The 17,920-nt window shown below is 71.7% G+C and carries 10 protein-coding genes; 5 read left to right on the plus strand and 5 right to left on the minus strand.

Going from position 1 to position 17,920, the window contains the following annotated elements:
• Positions 1–68: 68 nt before the first annotated feature.
• On the plus strand, positions 69–1,505 hold the full coding sequence (locus tag ACZ67T_RS13905; protein ID WP_469983904.1) for a CitMHS family transporter: 1,437 nt from the start codon (positions 69–71) through the stop codon (positions 1,503–1,505).
• A gap of 5 nt (positions 1,506–1,510) precedes the next feature.
• Positions 1,511–2,749 carry an MFS transporter gene (locus ACZ67T_RS13910; RefSeq protein WP_469983906.1) on the plus strand — a complete coding sequence of 413 codons (1,239 nt, stop codon included), beginning with the start codon at positions 1,511–1,513 and terminating at the stop codon, positions 2,747–2,749.
• 197 nt (positions 2,750–2,946) lie between these two features.
• Here ACZ67T_RS13910 and ACZ67T_RS13915 read toward each other — a convergent pair whose 3' ends face one another.
• The 4 genes from ACZ67T_RS13915 to ACZ67T_RS13930 all read right to left on the minus strand — a co-directional run bounded on the left by ACZ67T_RS13915 (position 2,947) and on the right by ACZ67T_RS13930 (position 12,454).
• On the minus strand, positions 2,947–6,231 hold the full coding sequence (locus ACZ67T_RS13915; protein WP_469983908.1) for an ATP-binding protein: 3,285 nt from the start codon (positions 6,229–6,231) through the stop codon (positions 2,947–2,949).
• 95 nt (positions 6,232–6,326) lie between these two features.
• Complete coding sequence (locus ACZ67T_RS13920) at positions 6,327–9,287, minus strand: FG-GAP-like repeat-containing protein (RefSeq protein ID WP_469983909.1); 2,961 nt, start codon at positions 9,285–9,287, stop codon at positions 6,327–6,329.
• Entirely contained in the window at positions 9,287–11,887 is a 2,601-nt protein-coding gene (locus ACZ67T_RS13925; protein ID WP_469983910.1) for a S8 family serine peptidase, read from the minus strand. Before ACZ67T_RS13925 ends, ACZ67T_RS13920 begins: the two co-directional genes overlap by 1 nt.
• A gap of 204 nt (positions 11,888–12,091) precedes the next feature.
• On the minus strand, positions 12,092–12,454 hold the full coding sequence (locus ACZ67T_RS13930) for a hypothetical protein (RefSeq protein WP_469983912.1): 363 nt from the start codon (positions 12,452–12,454) through the stop codon (positions 12,092–12,094).
• A gap of 352 nt (positions 12,455–12,806) precedes the next feature.
• Between ACZ67T_RS13930 and ACZ67T_RS13935 the strand changes: the two genes are divergently transcribed.
• The 3 genes from ACZ67T_RS13935 (at position 12,807) to ACZ67T_RS13945 (ending at position 16,827) form a co-directional block, all read left to right on the plus strand.
• Entirely contained in the window at positions 12,807–14,195 is a 1,389-nt protein-coding gene (locus ACZ67T_RS13935; RefSeq protein WP_469983914.1) for an aldehyde dehydrogenase family protein, read from the plus strand.
• Positions 14,196–14,209: 14 nt separating this feature from the next.
• Positions 14,210–15,292 (plus strand): Zn-dependent alcohol dehydrogenase, encoded by a 1,083-nt coding sequence (locus tag ACZ67T_RS13940; RefSeq protein ID WP_469983916.1) that lies wholly within the window; start codon positions 14,210–14,212, stop codon positions 15,290–15,292.
• A 206-nt stretch (positions 15,293–15,498) separates the two neighbouring features.
• Complete coding sequence (locus ACZ67T_RS13945; RefSeq protein WP_469983918.1) at positions 15,499–16,827, plus strand: MFS transporter; 1,329 nt, start codon at positions 15,499–15,501, stop codon at positions 16,825–16,827.
• On the opposite strand, the gene ACZ67T_RS13950 is transcribed toward ACZ67T_RS13945, so the two are convergent.
• On the minus strand, positions 16,793–17,848 hold the full coding sequence (locus tag ACZ67T_RS13950) for an urea transporter (protein WP_469983920.1): 1,056 nt from the start codon (positions 17,846–17,848) through the stop codon (positions 16,793–16,795). The two genes, ACZ67T_RS13945 and ACZ67T_RS13950, sit on opposite strands and share 35 nt — an antisense overlap.
• Positions 17,849–17,920 lie beyond the last annotated feature (72 nt).

The raw sequence follows: 17,920 nt of genomic DNA on the forward strand, positions 1-17,920 counted from the left end.
GCGCGCCCTAACGTCTCGCTGACCGCAAGGCCCCGGTGGTAGTTCAAGGGCGAACGTTAGGTATCCACATGTTGACCATCCTCGGCTTCGGCATGATTGCCACCTTCCTGGTGTTGATCATGATGAAGAAGGTGTCGCCGATCGCGGCGCTCGTGCTCATCCCGGCTCTCTTCTGCGTCCTCGTGGGCAAGGGAGCCAAGCTCGGCGACTACGTCGTCGCGGGCATCGGTGATCTCGCGCCCACCGCGGCGATGCTGATGTTCGCGATCGTCTACTTCGGTCTGATGATCGACGTCGGCCTCTTCGACCCGATCGTGCGCGGCATCCTGAAGTTCGCGAAGGCCGACCCGGTCCGCATCGTCGTCGGCACCGCCGTCCTCGCGGCGATCGTCTCCCTCGACGGTGACGGCTCCACCACCTTCATGATCACCGTCTCGGCGATGTACCCGCTGTACAAGCGCCTCAAGATGAGCCTGATCGTGATGACCGGTGTCGCCGCGACCGCGAACGGCGTCATGAACACGCTGCCCTGGGGCGGCCCCACCGCCCGCGCCGCGACCGCGCTGAAGCTCGACGCCAGCGACATCTTCGTGCCGATGATCCCGGCGCTCGCCGTCGGCCTCCTCTTCGTCTTCGCCCTCGCCTACGTGCTCGGCCGCCGCGAGCGCAAGCGCCTCGGCTACCTGTCCCTCGACGAGGTCACCGAGACCGTCACCGAGACGTCCGACGAGAAGGTGCTCGTCGGTGCGGGTGCCTCCGGCGGGACGGGGTCCGGCTCCGGGTCCGGCAAGAATGCCTCCGCCGGTTCCGGTACGGGCTCCGGTCCGGCCGCGCCCTCGTACGAGAACGAGGACGGCGAGACCTTCGCGGCCCTCGATCCGAACCGCGCCACCCTGCGCCCCAGGCTCTACTGGTTCAACGCCCTCATGACGGTGACGCTGCTCACCGCGATGATCATGGAGTGGCTGCCGATCCCGGTCCTGTTCATCCTCGGCGCCGCGCTCGCCCTCACGGTGAACTTCCCGCACATGCCCGACCAGAGGGCCCGCATCGCCGCCCACGCCGAGAACGTCCTGAACGTCTCCGGCATGGTCTTCGCCGCCGCCGTCTTCACCGGCGTCCTCCAGGGCACCGGCATGGTCGACCACATGGCCAAGTGGGTCGTCGGCGGGATCCCCGACTGGATGGGCCCGCACATGGCCCTCGTCACCGGCGTCCTGTCCATCCCGTTCACGTACTTCATGTCGAACGACGGCTTCTACTTCGGCATCCTGCCCGTCCTCGCCGAGGCCGGTAACGCGCACGGCGTCTCCACCCTCGAGGTCGCCCGCGCCTCCCTCATCGGGCAACCGCTGCACATGTCGAGCCCGCTCGTCCCCGCCGTCTTCGTCCTCGTGGGCATGGCCAAGGTCGAGTTCGGCGACCACACGAAGTTCACGGTCAAATGGGCCGCCCTCACCGCACTGGTGATACTCGGCGCCGGATTCCTCTTCGGGATCCTCTGACCCCGATGAGTCCCACTACAGAGCCCGGCAGGAGAAGCTGGCTGCTCCGCCTCGTCATCGCCTTCAGCTTCGCGCAGGGGGCGGTGTCGATGGCGCGGCCCGCCGTCTCCTACCGGGCTCTCGCGCTCGGCGCGGACGAGCGCGCGATCGGTGTGATCGCGGGCGTGTACGCGCTCCTTCCGCTGTTCGCGGCCGTGCCGCTGGGACGGCGCACCGACCACGGCCGGTGCGCGCCCCTGCTGCCCGTCGGCGTCGTCCTCATCGCCGGCGGGTGCGCGCTCAGCGGCACGGCCGACTCGCTCGCCGCGATGGCCGCGTGGAGCGGGGTGATGGGTCTGGGGCATCTGTCGTTCGTGATCGGCGCGCAGTCGATCGTCGCCCGGCAGTCGGCTCCGGCCGAACAGGACCGGAACTTCGGTCACTTCACGATCGGCGCGTCCCTCGGCCAGCTCGTCGGGCCGATCGCCGCGGGCGCGCTCATCGGCGGGCCCGACCTGGGAGCCACGAGTGCTCTCGCGCTGCTCGTCGCGGCCGCCGTCGCCGCGGTCTCCTTCACCTCGCTGTGGCGCATCGAGCACCCCCGTACGGTGACGGGTGCGGCCGCGCCCGCCGGGCCGCGCGTGCCGGTCGGCCGGATCCTGCGCACCCGGGGTGTGCCCGGCGGCATCTTCATCTCCCTCGCCGTGCTGTCCGCGACGGACATCCTCACGGCGTATCTGCCGGTCGTCGGCGAGCATCGGGGGATCACGCCGTCCGTCGTCGGCGTCCTGCTCAGCCTGCGGGCCGGGGCGACGATCGCCTGTCGACTGGTGATGACCCCGCTCATCAACTGGCTCGGCCGCGCCCTTCTGATTGCAACGACGTGCCTGCTGGCCGCCGTGCTCTGCGCGGGCATCGCGCTCCCTGTCCCCGTATGGGCCCTCGGCGTGATGCTGATCCTGCTCGGCTTCTGCCTGGGCGTGGGCCAGCCCCTGTCGATGACCACAGTGGTTCAGGCGGCCCCGCCCGACGCCCGCTCCACGGCCCTGGCTCTCCGCCTCACCGGCAACCGCCTGGGACAGGTCGCGGCGCCCGCGTCGGCGGGTCTGGTGGCGGGGGTGGCGGGGACGGCGGCGCCGTTCGTGATGCTGGGCGGGCTGCTGCTGGTGGCGGCGGGGCTGGGGATGCGCGGGGGCGGGACGGAGCCGCGCTCGGGCCGGCTGGTCCGTCGCCGGGAACGCCGTGCCGCGGCGCGCCACACGTAGCCGGTGTCGCGGGTGGGTGGGTGTCGGTTGCCTGCCGGGGTGGCGTGCCGCACGTGGGCTGACTCGCTGGTGCGCGTAGTCGCTGTCGCGCGGGCTGGTGTGGGTCGGCTGCTCGCCGGGGTGGCGTGCCCCGTCCCGGCCGACCAGCTGCCCTGCTGCCCCTTGCTCAGCCGTCAGCAGGCGCCGGGGCTCCTCGGCTACTCCGCCGTCAGTAGGCGGCGGGCCTCCTCGGCCTGTCGCAGTCCCGCGGGGTAGGGGAGGGCGGCGGCCAGTTCCTCCGCCTCCGCGAGAGCGGCCCGTGCCGCGTCCCCCGTCAGGCATACCGCCAGCACGACCCGCGCCTCCACCTCCGCCAGCCGTTCCCCGGCACGCTCCGCGCGGAGCGCCTCCGCGGCGGCGGTCCGGCGTGCCGACTCCCGCTCGCCCGAGAGGAGTTCGGCCCAGGCCACCAGAGTGGGCGCCTCGTCGCCGGCGAGGAGCGGGCGCACCAGCTCGGGGTGGGTCTCGCGCAGGGCGAGTTCGGCGCGGGCCGTGCGGACCTCGTAGCGGGCCTGGTGGTCGCCCCGCGCGAGGGCTTCCCGGTCCGCCCGGTCGAGCAGCGGCGGTGCCTGCCCGCAGGCGTCCGTGCGCATGAGCACGCGGGCCAGCGCGGCGAGCGCGTACGGCAGGCACCAGGCGCCGTCCGACGCTGCGCCTGCCACGGCCGCCTCGGCGAGGGTGCGCGCCGCGTCGAACTCCTCCAGGAGCAGTCTCAGTTCGGCCAGATTGGCCCGCTCGAACACGGCGGCCGTCGGATCGCCGGACTGTTCGGCGAGGTCGAGGGCGCGCTGCCCGAAGTCGACGGCCTCGCGCAGCCGGCCGCCGCGCCGTGCGTTCTCCCGCAGCGTGGACAGGACCCCGCCGAGCAGCGTCGGGTCGCCGTACGCCTCGGCCGGCGCGAGGGCCCGGTCGGCGGCCTCCCTGGCTTCGCCGAACCGGCCCGCGAGGCCGAGGTTGGCGGCCTGCTGGGCGAACGCGCGCGCCACCAGGCCGTGCCCGGCGACGCCCCCGACCTGCCGCGCGGAGCCGAGCGCGGCGCGGGCGGCGTCGTATCCCCGGTCGTAGTGGCCGCTCACGAAGTGGGTGACGGCCCAGGCGATGTGGTGCGTGGCCGTCGGTTCGGGCGCGGTGTGGTCGGTGGGCGGATGGCCGCGCAGCACCTCGGCTGCGGACGGGTGGGCGCCGGTCTTCACCAGCGTCTCGGCGAGGCGCGCCGCCGCGAGCACCGCGTCGTCGTGTTCGCCGCGCCGCTCGAACTCGCCGAGCGCGAGCCGCAGCACGTCCGCGGCCTGCTCGAAGTTCCCCATCCTGCGCAGCACTTGGCTGTGGGCGAGCCGGGCGCGGGCCGCGTCGACGTCGAGGCGGGCCACCAGGTCGCGGTAGTAGCGGTCGGCGGTGTCGTTGGCGTAGAGGGCGGCGGCGCGTTCGGCGGCCCGGCGCAGGTACTCGGCCGCGCGGGGGTCGTCGGCGCGGGCGAAGTGCGAGGCGAGCGCGTCGACCGCGTCGGGGCGGCGGTGCAGCACGGCCTGCGCGAACGCGGCGTGCAGCTGCCGGCGGCGTACGGCAGTGAGCTGTTCGTAGCAGGTGAGGCGGACCAGCGGGTGCCGGAAGGCGAGGCCCGCCTCGGGGCGTCCGGCGACCACGACCTGCCGCTCCTCCACGAGGGCGGCTCCGATGGCCCGTTCCAGGGCGTCGGTGGCGGCGGCCCCGTCGACCGCAGGGCTCAGGCCGTGCGCGGCGACGTCGAGCAGCTCGGACAGTGCTGCCTCGCTCCCGGCGGCGGACAGTGCCTCGACGATCCGCCGCGCGTCCTGGTCGAGGCGCCCGAGCCGTTCCGCGACCAACTCCCGTACGCCGTCCGGGGCTTCGCCCTCGGCGGGTTCGCGGGCGAGCTCCACCGCGAACAGCGGGTTGCCGAGGGAGAGCTCCCACACCCGGTGCCCGGCGGCGCCCACGTCACGCGCCACCGCGAGGCACGCCTCCCGGTCGAGCCGCCCCAGTTCCTCGCGGGCGGCCAGCCGGTGGCGGATCAGGGACGCGAGGCCCGCGCGGCGGGGATCGCCGTCGGGCAGCTCTTCCTCGCGGCACGTCACCAGGAACCGCAGTCGCACGCCCGTGGCCGCGGCTCGCCGCGCCAGATGGCTGAGCAGCTGGAAGGAGCCCGTGTCGGCGGCGTGCAGATCGTCCAGGACCAGCAGCACCGGGTGGGCGGCGGCCAGTTCGCCGAGGAGCGCGGCCGTCGCGCGGAACAGGCGGTCCCGCTCCTCCTCCGGGCTGCGCCCGTCGCGCTCGCCCGCCGACTGGCCGAGCGACGGCAGGAACGCGGCCAGTTCGGGGTGCTCGGTGCCGACCCGCGCCCGCTCCCCGGCGTCCCGGCCGGCGAGCCAGCCGTCGAGTGCCTCGGCGAACGCCCCGTACGGTGTGTGCCCCTCCGCGTCGTGTCCGCCGCCCCACAGCACGGCGGATCCGGCCCCGGCGGCCCGCCGCGCGACCTCGCCGACCAGCCGCGTCTTGCCGACACCGGCCTCGCCGGTGAGCAGTGTGATGGGTGGCCCGTCCGTCGCGAGCAGCCGCCGGAGAACGTTGTCACGGCCGCGCAGGGGTGAGGCCGCGGGGGCCCGGACCGGTGCGGGGAGTGACGGCGCCGACGGCAGCGGTGCGGGCTCCGCCGCGAGCGCCGCCCGGTGCAGCGCCTCCGTCTCGGGTCCGGGGCGTACGCCCAGCTCCGCGTCGAGGGCCTCCCGGCACACGTGGTACTGCCGCACCGCGCGCCGCCGCAGCCCCTGGCGTATGTAGGCGTCGATGAGGATCCGGTGGGCGGCCTCGTCGGCGGGGGCGGCCGCGAGGATCTGCTCGGCGACGGCCGTGGCCTCCTGCGCGGCGCCGCGCTCCAGATGGGCGGCGGCGAGACCGAGGTGCAGTTCCTCGCGCAGCGCGGCGAGCCGGTCGCGGCGTGGCTGGGCCCAGGTCGCGTACCGGTCCTCGGGCAGGAGCTCTCCGTCGAACTCCCGCAGCGCGGCATCGAACCGGGCCGGGTCCCCGGAGCCGAGGGCGTCGAGCGCCGCCTCCTCCGCGTGGTCCGCGTCGATCCACACCGACGGGTCGAGCCGCAGCATCGCCCCGTCGGATATGAGGTACGACGACGCGGCGCGTGGCGCGAGTTCGGGTTCCAGGGCGCGGCGCGCGGCGTGCAGGGCCACCCGCAGGCTGCCGGTGGCCGCCTGTGCGTCGGCGTCGGGCCAGCAGATGTCCATGGCCTGTTCGCGGTGGAGGCTGTGCCCCGGGGTGACCGCGAGCAGCTTCACCAGGGCGCGGGCGCTGGGGCGCGGCCACCGTTCGGCGAGGGCGGGGCCGCTGTCGCGAGTCGCCCGGAACCCGCCGAAAAGGTACAGACGCAGCACGGGGGCCGCGACATTCGTCCTGTCTGTCTGTCGCGCGCTCATGAGGGCGTCACTGTAACCGAGCACGCTGAGAACCCCCTGGGCGAGGCTCAGGGGGTTCGTCCGGCTCATGGCCGGTTCAGGTCAGCGTGACGGGCTCAGGAGAGCTTGTACGTGGTGACCTGGTGGATGGCGTTGTTGGGATTGAAGTTGCCGCCGCCGAACTCGCCGAGGGTGCGGTCCCAGCCGGAGTCGTCGTTGTTGAGGGACAACGCCTCGTCGACGCCGTCGCCGTCGAGGTCGCCCGCGAAGTAGTTCCAGGCGCCCATGAGGGTGGGGATGTTGCCGACGGACCCAGCCCAGCTGTCCTCGGAGTCGAGGATGCTCGGGTCCCAGAGGTAGAGGCCGGCCTCGGTGCCGGCGACGAGGAGCTGACGTCCGCCGGGACCGGTCAGGAAGCCACCGCCGATCGACATCGGGAAGACGCCCTGCTGCTTGTCGTCGCCGTTCGCCCGGTAGCGGCGGAACGACGCCACGCCGCCCTCGTACAGCACTCCGTCCTTGGCGAAGTAGCTGTGGTGCGTCCACATGCCGCCCGTAATCCCGGAGTGCAGCACCTCGCCGGTGCGGCCGTCGCGGATCTCGAAGTAGCCCTGCGGGCCGATCGCGTTGGTGCTGTCCCACTTGATGGGCGCGTTGACGCCCCACAGGTAGATCACCGCGTGGCCGTCGGCGTACGGGATTTCCTTGGAGGCGAAGACGCCCTCGTTCGGGACGGCGGTACGGATGCCGTCGACCGCGGTGCCGGGAGCCTTGGGCGCGGCAGACCAGCGGGTCTTGCCGGTCTTGGCGTTGAGCGCGACCGCGTTCGTGACCGGCGTGGTCAGCTGCACCGCGTTGAGGCTGGCATATGAGGCGTACACCTGGCCGTCGTTGACCGACGGGTCGGCGAAGCGGACATTGCCCGCGGCCTTGGGGGCGCTGTACGTCCACAGGGCGTGGCCGTCGCCGGAGTAGGCGCGCAGGGCGTCCGTGGGGACGAGGATGTCCTGCTCGCCGTCGCCGTTGAGGTCGGCGAGCTTGGCCGAGCGGACGTACTGGCCCTCGCCGGCGGCGATGGTGGCGAGGGTCTTGCCGGTCTTGCCGTCGAGGACGACCGTCGCGGTGTCGGCCGCGATCACGATCTCCTTCTTGCCGTCGCCGTTGACGTCACCGGTCTCGATGTCGTGGACCGTGCCCGGGAGGGTGGCCTGCCAGAGCTTCTGCGGCTTGCCGCCGTCGACGAGCGAGGGGCCCGAGTAGGCCCACACGCCGTTCGACTGACCGCCCATGATCAAGTCGTTCTTGCCGTCGCTGTTCAGGTCGGCGCCCTTGGCGAAGGCGATGTCGCCCTGCAGCGGCGTGACCTTCTCCGCCTTGCCGGTGCCCAGCTTGAAGGTGCGGATGTTCTGCGACTGGTCGACGACGCGGACGTGCGTGCCCCGGCCGTCGCTGTAGATGTCCTGGTACATCGGGGCGGCAGCGACGCCCTTGCTCTGCCACTTGACGGTGCCCTTGCCGGAGAACACGGTCAGGGACGCGTACCGCGTGCCGCCGCGGTTGTCCGGGTTGTTGAACTCGCGGTCGTCCTGGCCGGAGGTGACCAGCGACCCGTCGGCCACTGTCAGGCCCCAGATGCTGGGCCCGTCGTGGCTGTTGTCGGCGTCCCGCTTGACCGTGTTCGACCACAGGAGCGTGTTCCCGTCGGCACCGTCCAGCACCCGCACCGTGCTGGCGTTGACGTACAGGTTCTCGTTGAACGAGGACTCCGCGACCGCGTACTCGTCGCCGGCCTTGGCGCCGAGGTCGCCGACGGTCAGCGCGGTGGGTACGACGTTGTCCCGGCTTTCCAGGGTGGCGCGGGTGCCGGTCTTCAGGTCGTACTCGGCAACCTCGTAGCGCACCCCGCTGGTGGCGTCCGTCTGCTCGATGGCGACGAGGCGCTTGCGGCCGGCGTCCAGGCGCAGCTGACGGCTGTACAGCGTGCTGTCGGTCTGCCAGGTGATGGAGCCGTCGGCAGTGTCGAGCACGAGAGTGCGGCCACGGGCATCGACACCAGTGGCCTGGCCCAGATTCCAGGAAGCGGCGATCTTGCCGCCCCCGAGGTCCTGGATGTCGCCCCAGTTCCCGTACCGGGCTTCCTTGGTGTCGTACGTCCACGTCTTGTCCGGGGTCAGCTTGCCGTCCGCGGACGAGAAACGGATACCGGTCAGGGTGAGGGTCGCGTCGGCCGGGACCTTCGCGTCGTCGCTCATCCGGGGCGCGTCGGCTATCAGCAGAGTGCCGTCGACGATCTTCACCATGGAGGCGCGGTTGTAGAGCTTCGACCAGACGGTGGTGCCGGTCTTGCCGTCGAGGACCGTCACGAACGTGCCGGTGGTCAGGGGCGAGCCCGGGGAGGTGAAGGCACGCGGGTACGGGAGGGTGCCGACCTGGGCCGAGAACACCAGGTCCGGGACACCGTCGCCGGTCAGGTCGCCGGTCGAGTAACCGGAGTCCGAGTGGGCGGAGAACGGCGAGACCGCGTTGTAGCCCATGAGGATCTGGGCCGGGTACGGCTCGACCCGCCACACCTGCAGCGGCTTGACCTGCCAGTCCGTGAAGAACGAGCTGCTGGTGCGGGCCCAGGTCTGGCTGCCGTCGGCGGCGTGACGCTGCACGTAGCCCATGCTGTTGACGGAGAAGTAGTCGCCGTTCTTGCCGATCGGCACCGTGGCACCCATGCCGCGCACGCCTTCCAGCGTGGACTTCGCAGTCATCGTGACCTTGGTGGAAGGGTCGACGGCGGTCGAAGCGTCGTCCGGCTGCGCAGCGCTGCCGGAACCGGCGTCCGTACCCGAGCCGGTCGAGGCGGATCCGTCGTCCGCCTTCGGGGCGGTGGTGTCCTCGGCCTTGACGTACGGGTCGAGGGTGACATTGGCGGCCAGTTTCTTGGCCTCGGCGCTGGTCAGCTTCATCGCCGGCTTGCTGCCGTTGTCGCCGTCGGCGGCCAGGGCCTGCGGGACGGCGGTCAGGCACAGGCCCGTCGCGACCAGGGCGGAGGCGAGCGTCAAAGCCCGCCGCGAATGGTGAGCTCTCATCACTTGGCTCCCTGCGTGAAGCTGACGGCGGTGCCGTTGGCGATCACGGACTGGTTGAAGGAGTACTGCAGGGCGTCGGTGCCGGCCTGGTCGGCGATGCCGACGGTGGCGCTCGCGCCCTTGTCCGGGACGGTCTTGTACTGGAGGGTCACGGCGCCGGTGGCCTCGTCGAAGACGGCCTCGAAGGTGGCGCGGCCCGAGGTGCCGTTGGCGTAGGCGGCGTTGTTCCACACCATGGCGAACTTGCGGTGGCCGGTGGTGCCGGTGGTGACCGTCTGCACCGAGGACTTGCTGTCGAGGGTGAGGTCGTCCCACAGCGGGGCGATGAAGCCCTTCACACCGTTCCTGCCGGTGGTCGGGATCGCGGTGTTGCTGTAGTCGCCGACGCGGGAGGACAGGAAGTTGACCAGGCCGTCCGTGGTGACCGACGCCGAGGTGTACGAGACCCCGTAGTGCTTCACCGGGAAGGGCAGCGCCACGGTGGCGGAGTCCTCGTCACCGGTCAGCGTGACCTTCTTGGAACCTGCGATCCAGGAGTACGTGGCGGGGGCGCAGGAGTTGCCTGCGTTGTCGGTGCGGTTGGGGACCTGGACGGTCTTGGCCAGGTCGGCGGAGCCGACGGTGGCTGCGCCGGTGTAGGCGCCGTTGCACAGGATGGGGCCGGCCGGATTGACCGTCAGGGTGTAGGAGCCCTCGGCGACGGTGGCGAAGGAGTAGGCACCCTTCGCGTCCGTGGTGGTGGCGTCCAGCGGCGTGCCGACCAGCGCGACCTTCGCGCCCGCCAGCGGCTTGCCGGCGACGTCCAGGACGGTGCCGGAGACCTTGTGCGAGGCGACCGCGGTCAGCGCGAAGTCCTCGGTGAGTTCCTGGCTGGCGGTGAGGGTGACGTCGGTGGCCGAGCCGTTGGCGTAGCCGTAGCCGCCGGCCGTGAAGGAGTACGTGCCGGCGGGCAGCGGCAGGCGGTACGTGCCGTCCGCGTTGGTGGTGACCGTGCGGACGACGCCGAGGGCGTTGACGGTCTTCACGGTGATGCCGGCCAGGGCCTTGCCGGTGGCCTTGTCGGTGACCTTGCCGCTGACGGTGGCGGCGATGTGCGGCGCCAGGTCGATCGACTTGAGGATGTCGAGCTTGCCGTTGCCCCACACGTTGTTCATGTCGGCGGTGCCGCCGCAGTGGGTGTCCTCGACGTCACGGGCGCCCTCGTTGAGGAGCGCGCGGGTCTCGTCGATCTTGCCGATCAGCGAGGGGGCCGCCGACCACAGCAGCGCGACCGCGCCCGCGACGTGCGGGGTGGCCATCGACGTGCCCTGGATGGAGTTGTACGAGGAACCGGGCCAGGTCGACTCGATGTTGACGCCCGGGGCCGAGATGTTCGGCTTCGCCGAACCGTCGGCCAGGGAGGGGCCGAAGCCGGAGAACTTGGCGATCGTGCCGGTCGAGTCGTAGGCACCGACGCCGTAGGTGTCGGCTTGCGAGCCGGGCGGGTGCGTCGTCGAACAGGTCGTGCCGTCCCCGTCGTTGCCGGCCGCGAACGCCTCGAAGATGCCCGCGGAGTTCCAGGCGTCGATGATGTCCTGGTAGAACGGCGTGCCGGGGTCGTTGTTGCCCCAGGAGTTGTTGACGATGTTCGGGGCGAGGTCCGGGCGCGGGTTCTGACCGTTGTGGTCGGTCGGCGCGAGGATCCACTGACCCGAGGCGAGCAGGTCCTCCTCCGAGCAGCCGGTGGGAACACAGGCCTTGGCGGCGATCCACTTGGCGTTCGGCGCGACACCCATGCCCTTCTTGGCGACCATCGTGCCCATGGTGTGGGTGCCATGGCCGACGGTGTCGCACGGGACACCGCCCGCGCACTCACCGGTCGGGTCGAAGAAGTTGTAGTCGTGCGTGAAGGTGCCGTCGCCGTTGTTACCGCGGTACTGCTGCACCAGGTCGGGGTGGTTGTACTGCACACCCGTGTCGACGTTGGCGATGACGATGCCCTCGCCGCGGTCCTCGTACTGCTTCCAGACGTCGTCGGCGTTGATGTCGTCGATGCCCCACTCAGGGGTGTCGTCCCCGCTGCCGGCCGTGTCGACGGTGGAGGAGCCCGTGGCGGACGGGTTGGTGCGCGACTTGGTGACCTTCTTGTCGGAGGTCTCCATGTCGTCAAGCTTGAACGTGCGCTCCTTGACGACCGAGGCGACGTCCGAACGCTTCGCGAGCTCGTTCACCAGATCCTGGTCGCCGGTCACCTTGACGGTGTTGGCGATCCAGTAGTCCGTGTGACCGACCTTCTCCTTGTCGAGGAAGGAGGTCAGCGACTGCTGGCTGGACTTGGCGTGCGCGCGCAGCTCCTTGTACGCGGCCTTCGCCTTCGCCACGTGTGTCTTCTGCTTCTTGGCGCCGGACAGGTCGGCCTGGTCCTTGAGGGTGACGAAGAAGGTCGCGTCGCCGCCCTTGGCGACGGCGCTGCGCAGCGCCGAGTCCACCTTCGCGGTGGCGGTGGCGGACGGGGTGTCGGCGGCGACGGCCGGCATGACGCCTGCGGCCAGGGCGGTCGCGGTGAACGCGGCAGCCGCCCATGCGGCGGATCTGCGCCGTGGCGGTCGGGGCAGGTGCATCGGGGCACTCCTCCGGGAACGGTACAAGGGAGTTCGCACGCTAGAAAGCTGCCGTTACTGAGGAATTACTGGCCACGTCAGGCCCTACGACAGCAGTGCCCTCACCCGTGCCTGCGCCCACGTCAAACGTGCCGGCGGGCGCCGCCGATTGCGTATCGACGGCGCCCGCCCACTGTCACGCCCTGACGGACCACATGGTCACGGTCACGAGCCGCAGTTGCTTCCGCCGAAGTTCGGCTCCAGGCCGGTGATGGTGTACGCGACGCTGCGCTCTGCGGACGGGTTGAGCCCGAAGCCGTGGTCTCCGCTGACGCAGACGGTGTATCCCGTGTCGTTCGAGATGCTCAGGATCGCGACACCGGGATCGAAGGTGTACGACTGGCCTTCGGGGATCAGCAGACCCTGGTCCGGGTTGTCGGCCGGGACGATGCACACGTATCCGGTGACGTGGCAGCTGGCCGCGTCGGTCGTTGCACCGGCGGCGCTCGCCGTACCCGTGCCGAACGCGGCCATGGCGGTCATGGTGGCGCCGACCAGCGCGGCGCGCAGTGCGGTGTGTCGCAACATGAGTAATTCCCTGGGTAGTTGGGCACGGCTCGTGACCGGCTCGAACCACGCTTGAAGGAAGGGGAGTTGCCCGTCGACCGGCGAGGCAGGCGGACGCTGGGGCGCGGCCATGACTGAGGCGTTACCGGAGGGCCCCGCCCTGGTGGGAGGGGGGTCGGTAGCGTCGGAGAGTCTGCACGCAGACCCAGCGCCTGCCACTCCGGCCGAGCCCGGCCGGCAGCGGGGGCCGCCCCGTTGCCGAGGAATCGCCGGCTTCGTCGGCAACACGAGTGACGGGGCGTCTCTGGCGTCAGAAAACTATCAACGCTAGTTTGAGTTGCGGACGAACCGAGGCGTGACCAGAAGGAGAGCCATGAAGGCCCACGACGGCATGTACATCGACGGCGAGTGGCGCCCGGCCCTGACCGGCGACACCATCGCCGTCGTCAACCCGGCCGACGAGCAGGTCATCGGCCACGTCCCGGCGGGCACCGCCGAGGACGTCGACGTCGCGGTGCGCGCCGCCCGTGCCGCGTTCCCCGGCTGGGCCGCGACCCCTCCGGCTGAGCGTGCCGCCCGTATCGCCGCCCTGCGCGACGTGCTCGTGGCCCGCAAGGACGAGATCGCCGAGACGGTCACGGCGGAGCTCGGCGCGCCCCTGCAGTTCTCGCAGATGGTGCACGCGGGCGTACCGATCCTGGTGGCGGGCTCGTACGCCGAACTGGCCGCCGCCCACGCCTTCGAGGAGAAGGTCGGCAACTCCACCGTCTACGCCGAACCGGTCGGTGTCGTCGGCGCGATCACGCCCTGGAACTACCCGCTCCACCAGATCGTCGCGAAGGTCGGCCCGGCCCTCGCCGCGGGCTGCACGGTTGTCCTCAAGCCCGCCGAGGACACCCCGCTCACCGCCCAGCTGTTCGCCGAGGCCGTCGACGAGGCAGGCATCCCGGCCGGTGTCTTCAACCTGGTCACCGGCATCGGCGCGGTCGCGGGCCAGGCGCTCGCCGAGCACTCGGGCGTGGACCTGGTCTCCTTCACCGGATCCACCGCGGTCGGCAAGCAGATCGGCGCGACGGCGGGCGCGGCCGTCAAGCGCGTGGCTCTCGAACTCGGCGGCAAGTCGGCGAACGTGATCCTGCCCTCCGCCGACCTCGCCAAGGCCGTCAATGTCGGCATCGCCAACGTCATGGGCAACTCCGGCCAGACGTGTAGCGCCTGGACCCGCATGCTCGTGCACACCTCCCGGTACGACGAGGCCGTGGAGCTCGCGGGGGCCGCCGCCGCGAAGTACGGCGACCGCATCGGCCCGCTCGTCAACGCCAAACAGCAGGCGCGTGTGCGCGGCTACATCGAGAAGGGCGTCGCGGAAGGCGCGCGCATCGTCACCGGAGGCGCCGAAACCCCGCACGAGAAGGGCTACTTCGTCGCCCCGACGGTCTTCGCCGACGTCACCCCCGAGATGGCCATCGCCCAGGAGGAGATCTTCGGCCCGGTCGTCTCGATCATCCGTTACGAGGACGAGGACGACGCCCTGCGCATCGCCAATGGCACGGTGTACGGCCTCGCGGGCGCCGTCTGGGCGGCGGACGACGCCGAGGCGGTCGCGTTCGCGCGCCGCATGGACACCGGCCAGGTCGACATCAACGGCGGCCGCTTCAACCCCCTCGCCCCGTTCGGCGGTTACAAGCAGTCCGGCGTCGGCCGCGAGCTGGGCGCGCACGGCCTGTCCGAGTATCTCCAGACCAAGTCCCTCCAGTTCTAGGAGCTCCGCCCGTCATGGTCCGTGCCGCTGTACTTCCCGCCGTCGGCTCTCCCCTGGAGATCACGGAGATCGACCTGCCCGAACCCGGCCCCGGACAGGTCCGGGTCAGGCTCGCCGCCGCCGGGGTCTGCCACTCCGACCTGTCCCTGACCAACGGCACGATGCGCGTGCCCGTCCCCGCCGTGCTCGGCCACGAGGGCGCCGGCACGGTCGTCTCCGTCGGCGAGGGCGTCACCCATGTCGCGCCCGGCGACGGCGTCGTCCTCAACTGGGCGCCCGCGTGCGGAAAGTGCCACGCCTGCTCGCTCGGCGAGGTGTGGCTGTGCGCCGACGCCCTCACCGGCGCGGGTTCCGTGTACGCCCGTCGCTCCGACGACGGCAGCGACCTCCACCCCGGCCTGAACGTCGCCGCGTTCGCGGAGGAGACGGTGGTCGCCGCGAACTGCGTCCTGCGCGCCCCCGAAGGCGTGCCCCTCACCGACGCGGCCCTCCTCGGCTGCGCCGTCCTGACCGGCCATGGCGCCGTGCACCACTCGGCGCGGGTCCGCGAGGGCGAGACGGTCGCCGTGTTCGGCGTCGGCGGGGTCGGGCTCGCCACGCTCCAGGCGGCCCGTATCGCCGGGGCCTCGAAGATCGTCGCGGTGGACGTCTCCCCGGAGAAGGAGGAGCTGGCCCGCAAGGCCGGCGCCACCGACTACGTCGTGGCCTCCGAGACCACCGCACGTGAGATCCGCGGCCTCACCGGCAAGCAGGGCGTGGACGTCGCGGTCGAGTGCGTGGGCCGCGCCGTGACCATCCGTACCGCGTGGGAGTCCACGCGGCGCGGCGGCCGCACCACGGTCGTCGGCATCGGCGGCAAGGACCAGCAGGTCACCTTCAACGCCCTGGAGCTCTTCCACTTCGGCCGCACGCTGTCCGGCTGCGTCTACGGCAACTCCGACCCGGCGAAGGACCTCCCGGTCCTGGCCGAGCACATCCGCGCGGGCCGCCTCGACCTGAGCGCGCTCGTCACCGAACACATCGCTCTCGACGGGATCCCCGCCGCCTTCGACAACATGGTCGCGGGCAAGGGCGGACGGGCGCTGGTCGTCTTCTAGACCCGCGCGGACCCGTGCCCCACGACCCCGGCCGCCCTCGTGCGGCCGGGGTCGCAGGGCTGCCCGCACACGGCCCGCGCTTTCCCATGCGCAGGCAAAAACTGCTGCTGCGCAACCCGTTGACCCACGTACCGTCTGGTCAGTATGTTCCCGGGACCGCGGCGCCGCGGACCGTCCCCTCCCCGCAGTCACCGGAGTGTGCACGCATGGACACGGCACCATCCGCTCGCCCCGCAGCCACCGCTTCCCCCGAAGCCGAGACCCGCGCCCGAAGGAAGGTCGCCACCGCCGCCGCGCTCGCCTCGGCCGTCGAGTGGTACGACTACTTCGTCTTCGGCATCGCGGCCGCCCTCGTGCTCGGCGACCTCTACTTCCCCTCCGGCAGCTCGTCGGCGGGCGTGCTCGCCGCCTTCGCGACCTTCGCCGTCGGCTTCCTGGCCCGCCCGCTCGGCGGGGTCATCGCCGGCCAGCTCGGCGACAAGCGCGGTCGCAAGCCCATGCTGGTCCTCGCCCTGACCCTGATGGGCCTCGCCACCACGGGCATCGGCCTGCTCCCCACGTACGACACGATCGGCGTGGCCGCGCCGATCCTCCTCGTCGCCCTGCGGGTCGTGCAGGGCCTCGCCGTCGGCGCCCAGTGGGGCGGCGCGATGCTGATGGCCACCGAGTACGCCCCCGAGGGCAAGCGCGGCCTCTACGGCAGCCTCGTCCAACTCGGCGTCCCCATCGGCGTGGTGACCGCCAACACCGTGTTCCTCGTCGCCGGCGCCCTCACCAGCGACAGCGCCTTCACCGCGTGGGGCTGGCGGCTCCCGTTCCTGGTGGGCCTGCTCGTCCTGGTCCTTGCCTGGTACATCCACACGAAGGTCGAGGAGACCCCCGAGTTCAAGGCCGCGGAAGCGGAACTGGCGAAGGCGGAGGCGGACCGCTCCCGCTCCCCGCTGCGCAGGATCCTGCGCGAACACCTCGGCACCGTCTTCCTCGCGGGCGGCTCCTTCGCCGTGAACACCGCGACGTTCTACATCATCATCACGGGAGTCCTCGACTACACGACCCGTGAACTCGGCATGCAGCGCGAGGCCGTTCTCACCGTCTCGCTCTGCATCAGCCTCACCCAGCTCGCCCTGATCCCCGCGTCGGCGGCCCTCTCCGACCGCATCGGACGGCTGCGGATCTACGCGCTCGGCGCCGCGGGCCTCGTCGTGTGGGCCGTGCCGATGTTCCTGCTCATCGACACCGGCTCACTGCTCTGGCTGGCCGTCGGCACGTTCGTCACCAGCTGCTTCCTGAGCATCATGTACGGACCGCAGGCCGCGCTGTTCGCCGAGCTGTTCACCGCCGAGATGCGCTACACGGGAGCCTCGCTCGGCTACCAGATCGCGGCCGTGTTCGGCGGCGGACTCGCGCCGTTCGTGATGGTGCTGCTCCTGGAGGCGACCGGCACGTCGATGGCCGTGTCCGGCTACATCATCGGGCTCGGCGTGATCGCCCTGATCTCCATCAAGGTGCTTGCGGGGCGGGCGGCTGCGCGCTGAGCGTCCCCGCCGCCATCGGCTCCGGCACCGCGGGTGCCGGAGCCGAGGTGCGCAGCCCGGGGAAGGACCGGGCCGCCGCCAGGAAGGCGAACGTCGTCAGGACGAACGGCCAGGTGAACGTGTGCCCGCCCGACGGCGCGAGCACCGCCGCCATGGCCGGCGTCGCGGCCGTCGCGGTGAACGCGCCCACCGCCGCGTACGCCAGAGTGCGCGGACCCGCCTCGAGGTACACCCCGCACAGGGCGAGGGTCACGAGGATCGCGTTGTAGCCCATGGTTCCGTCCGCGATCTGCGCGGCGGGAGCGCCGAGCGCCCACCCGGAGAGGATCCCGACGAGGCTGCCCACGCATGCCACGGCGGCGGCCCTGCGGCTCGCGACGAGCAGCGCGGCGAGGACGAGCGCGCCGACGTACCACTGCGGCATGAAGAAGACCTCGGCGAAGCCCGTGAAGAACCCGCGCCACACATCGGAGAAGCGGAGCGAGGTCGGCCCGGTCGCCGCGTTCGTGAGGGCCGCGAGGCCGTCGCCGTGGTGCCAGATCCGCTCGAACCCCGGCGCCGCGGTGGTCATCGCGCTCGCGAGGAGGCAGTAGGGGAGCGTCAGCGACGGCAGGTTCCACACGCCGAGCAGATTGACGACGGCCGCGGTGACGACGGTGACGACGACGCAGCCGGCCGCGGCGAGCAGCGCGGTCGACAGATGGCCGGCGCCCAGGAACACCGCGAAACACAGCGCCGTCAGACAGGCGTTGAATCCTTCGAGGCCCGTCGACACGCGCTCGCGGTCCGCGCCGAGCAGCCGCGAGGTGGCCGTGCCGAGCGCCGTTCCCGCGATCGCGTAGAGCCCGTACTGCCACCCCGCAGCGAACAGTGCCGCGGAGAGGAGGAGCCCGGCCGGGACGCTGGACAGAAAGGCGACCTGAGCCTGCCCCCGCAGGACCTGAACGCCGAATTGCCTACAACCCGCACCCCGGTCAGAGGCCGATTCGCCCGGAATTGGGCCGTCCTTGGCCTGCCGCATCCCGTGCCCCCGTGTTACGTCCCTGTTTCACCGAGCAGAACGGAGGCACTTTATCGACATCCCCCGAAGTCC

This window comes from Streptomyces sp. NPDC107517 (assembly GCF_055582645.1).